The organism is Streptomyces sp. NPDC004031 (genome assembly GCF_053604375.1).
The window spans coordinates 1-3,323 of the sequence record NZ_JBSGHL010000132.1 but is presented as its reverse complement, the minus strand read 5'-3'; the positions used below and the strand labels follow the sequence as shown (position 1 = coordinate 3,323).

The 3,323-nt window shown below is 76.8% G+C and carries 1 protein-coding gene; it reads right to left on the bottom strand.

What is annotated here, in order from left to right:
• Positions 1-195: 195 nt before the first annotated feature.
• Complete coding sequence (locus ACWERV_RS36565; protein WP_452941188.1) at positions 196-3,303, bottom strand: tetratricopeptide repeat protein; 3,108 nt, start codon at positions 3,301-3,303, stop codon at positions 196-198.
• Positions 3,304-3,323: the final 20 nt, after the last annotated feature.

The window sequence follows — 3,323 nt, the reverse complement described above, 5'->3', positions numbered from 1 at the left end:
CCGGCCGGTGGTCCGGATCGGACCGAAGAGACCCTTTGGGTCGGTATCCGACCCGCGCCCCGGTGGGGGCTGAGCGCGCAGTTCCCCGCGCCCCTGAAAACGGGTGCTCGGCAGCGCAGCCGTGCCCTGAAAACGGGTGCCCGGCGGGGCAGGGCGCGGCCCTGGGAACGCGTGCCCGGCGGGGCGGGGTGGGGGTTAGGCCGGGACGGCCATGATCATGCGGGCCGCGCGGCCGGGGGTCATGGTGAGGCGCCACGCCTCCCAGGGATCCCCGGGCGCGACGGACCCGCGTTCCAGCAGGAGCGCGTACGTCGCGACGTAGCCGTCCAGGTCCAGATCCCGCCCCTGGTACGCCTCGCGCGCAGCGAGCCCGTGCAGATCGGCCAGCGCCTGCCGCGTACCCTCCGGGGAGAGCAGCGGGAGGACGGTCGCGCGCAGGAACGCCGCCCAGTCCAGGCCGCGCCGGTCGCCGAGCGAGGCGAAGAGCCCGTGCGCCTCGTCCAGCAGCGTCAGCGCCTCGACAAGCCGTTCGTTGCCCGCGTCGATGACCGCCAGCTCCACGCAGCACCACGCCTCGCCGTGCTCGACGCCGATCCGGCGGAAGTCCTGCCGGGCGTCCTGGAGGAGCTGCCGGGCGAAGCCGCTGTTGCGCAGGTTGCCGGTACGGGCCGCGCGCTGGTCGCGGGTGACGCGCGCGGAGTTGTGCCGGGCGCACGCCAGCCCGTAGACGTCCCGCATGCGGGAGAACATCGTCCGGGAGCGCTCCAGGGTGCGCAGGGCCGCGTCCGTGTCGCCGTTCTCCTCCAGGGCCAGGCCCAGGTAGTACAGCGACCAGGCCTCGCCGCGGGCGTCCTCGCTGGCCCGGTGCCGCTGCACCGCGGCGTCCAGGTCGGCGGACGCCTCCCGCGCCTCGCCGCGCAGCAGCCGGGCGCGGGCGAGCTGCGTCGTCGTCCAGGCGGTGCCGCGCGGGTCGCGGGCCTGCGCGTACGCCTGCCCCGCGGCGCGCAGCTCGCGCTCGCCCCGATCCAGGCGGCCGAGCAGCAGGTAGACCTGGCCGAGCTGGAGGTGCGCCCACGCCTGGCCCTGCACGCTCTCGTTGGCGCGGTGCAGCTCCAGCGACTCGTGCAGCAGCTCCAGCGCGCCCGCGAGCTGGCCCATGTCGCGCAGCACCGCGGCCAGCGCGTGCATCGTCCAGGCCCGGTCCTCCTCCAGCTCCGGGGTCTGCTGGATCGCCAGCGCCTCGCGCAGCTTCGCCTCGGCCTCGCGCAGGTTGCCCTGGTGGTGCAGGGTGATGCCGAGGCTGTCCAGCGCGCGGGCCGCGCCCGCCGGGTGCTGCGCCTCGAAGTACAGGTCCACCACCGTGCTGAGCGTCGACTTGGCGCGGTCCAGCTCGCCGAGCTGCCGGGCCGCGATGCCGGTGCGCCACTGCACCGAGCGCACCAGCACCGAGCGGTCCTCGTCCTGCCCGTCCCGGGCCGTACGGGCCTGCTGCGCCTGCGCCAGCTCACTGATCTCGCCCAGCCGGTAGAGGTCGCCGCGCAGCAGGCAGTAGTCGCACAGCGCGCCCAGCAGCGACTGCACCGCCGCCCGGTCTACGCCCTCGGTCTCGCGCAGCGCCGCCGTGATGAAGCTGGACTCCTCGTCCAGCCAGCGCAGCGCCGGCTCCAGCGACGCGAAACCGTGCTGCCCGAAGCGGCCCGCGCGCGTCGAGGTCTTGCCCTCCACCAGCCGCACCACCGTGTTGGCCAGATCGGCGTACGAGATGATCAGCCGCTCGTGCGCGGCCGCCCGCTCCGCCGGATCCTCCTCGTCCTGCAGCCGCGCCGCCGCGAACGCGCGCACCAGGTCGTGCGGGCGGTAGCGGCTGCCGCGCACATGGTCCACGAGCCCGGCCGCCGCCAGCTCGTCCAGCCGCCGGGCCGCCTCCTGGTCGTCGGTGGCCAGCAGCGCGGCGGCCGCCGCCGCGCCGAAACTGGCCCGCCCGGCGAGCGCGAGCCGCCGCAGCAGGCGGCGGTTGGGCTCGGGCTGGTCGTGGTAGCGCAGCGCCAGTATCCGGTCCACCGCGGGCAGCGGACCGAACACCTCGATGTCGTCGGCGAGCCGGTCGTAGCCCTGGTGGTCGGCGAGCGCGGCCCCCGCGATCCGCAGCGCCAGCGGCAGACCCGCGCACAGCGCGCCGATCCGCTCCGCCTGCGCGGGGGCGGGCGCCGCCAGCCCCGCGGGCTCGGCCAGCCGCCGCAGCAGCGCGTGCGTGCCCGCGGCCGACAGCGGGCCCACCGCCCGGTGGTGCACCCGCGCGTCCGGCAGGTCCAGCGCGAGCGGCTCACGCGCGGTCACCAGCACCAGGCTCTCCGAGCGCTCCGGCACCAGCGCCCGCACCTGGGCCGGGTCCGTGGCGTCGTCCAGCACGATCACCACCGGCACGCCGGTCAGGTGCTGCTGGTACGTCTCGCCGAGCCGCCGCAGATGCTGCTCGTTGTCCTGCCGGTCCTGGCGGTCCTGCCGGTCGCGGAAGAGCAGCTGCTCGCGCGGCGCGCCCAGCCGGTTGAGCAGGTGCAGCAGCGCGTCGCGCGTCGGCAGGGCGGTACGCGACTCGTCCGCGCCGCGCAGATCCACGACGCACGCGCCGCGGAACTGGTCCTTCAACTGCCGTGCGGCGCGCACCGCGAGGGACGTACGGCCACTGCCCGGATCGCCGTGCAGCACCACCACGGTGGGCTGCACCGCCACTTGGGCGCGGGACTGCTGGACGGCGCGCGTGATGAACGCGAGGTCCTCCTCGCGGCCCGTGAACGGGCCCTCCACAGTGGGAAGCTGCCCGAACGACTGGTCCAGTACGGCCCGGGTGCGGGCCGCGGCACTGCGGTCCGTGCCCGCGCCGCCGGGGCGGCGGCCCTTGGGCAGGTCCGCGGCGGAGCGGGCGAGTTGCACGAGGGGGGTGGCCTTCTTCGCGGCGGGCCTTGCCGCGGGCTGCTCGGGGGTGGGGGGCTCCGGCGTCGACTGTGGTTCCGTCTCCGTCTCCGCCTCGGCCCCGGTCTCCGCCTCCGCTTCGAGGAAGGGGCGCACACCGCGGCGCTCCAGCGCCGACAGCCACAGCAGGCGCAGTTGCTCCGTGCCGCCGGGCGCGGTCCGCTCGTCGGCCGTCGCCGCGCGCCGGGCCGCCCGGCCGCGCGCCGCCGCCGTCCCCAGCGCGGCCACACCCGCGGCCCCCACCGCCGCGCCGGTCGCCAGCGCGGCGCCCACGGACAGGCCCTGCCCCACGTCCACGCCGAACGCCGTCAGCGCGGCCACGCCGGCGGCCACGCCCCCCGCCGTCCGGCCGC